This is a genomic window from Blautia sp. TM10-2, from assembly GCF_003480845.1.
GTDB lineage: Bacteria > Bacillota > Clostridia > Lachnospirales > Lachnospiraceae > Fusicatenibacter > Fusicatenibacter saccharivorans.
In genome coordinates this window covers 1-671 of the sequence record NZ_QUJZ01000007.1, presented here as the reverse complement: position 1 = coordinate 671, position 671 = coordinate 1, and the positions used below count along the sequence as shown (strand labels likewise).

Sequence of the window (671 nt, the reverse complement as noted above, 5' to 3'; positions counted from 1 at the left end):
TTGATGTAGCGATTGATGATTGGAACATCCGGATGTTTTGCATCCATATTGGCGTCCATAGACACAACGGTCTCGCCGTCAACTGTGATGATTCCAGAATAATGAATGTCCTTTGTGTAAGTTGCTGATACTGCCATATTTTTGTCCTCCTAAAAATTAATTTGTATCTCCAGAGATATTATCTCTCATGGATTCAAGTTCACTTCTTAGATCCGCAACCTCTACTTCAAGGTTCGATCTTCTTTGCTTTTCGAGTTGAAGCTCATGCGTTATTATCGCAATCAAATTAGTATATACCATACTATAAGTATCAATATAGCTATCCTCAGTGTTCTTCCTGTCGTGGTGTACCAGATCCAGCTCGTCTTCTCGGATTCCGAGTTCTCGCATGGCTTCTACGACATCCTGTGCGACGAATCCATAACAAATGCGCCCATCACCGTCAATCATCCGATACTGAACTGGTTTTAAGCGATCGAACAGCTCTGAATGAATGTCCGTCTTATTGATCTTGCTCTCACCGAGTGGAAATATGTTTGTTTTGGCGCGGCGATCGGACGTGACCTGTGGGGAGTTTTTAACAATCAAACGCTCCCATACTCTTCCACTATCTCCTAACATAATCTTTTCGGAGTACGCCTTGGTCGGTGCGAACGCTCCAGTATACACTC

The 671-nt window shown here is 43.2% G+C and carries 1 protein-coding gene; it reads right to left on the bottom strand.

What is annotated here, in order from left to right; all coding sequences use genetic code 11:
• Positions 1 to 156: 156 nt before the first annotated feature.
• The coding region (locus tag DXD92_RS08170) for a tail fiber domain-containing protein (protein ID WP_207665705.1) at positions 157 to 671 on the bottom strand (515 nt) is incomplete at its 5' end.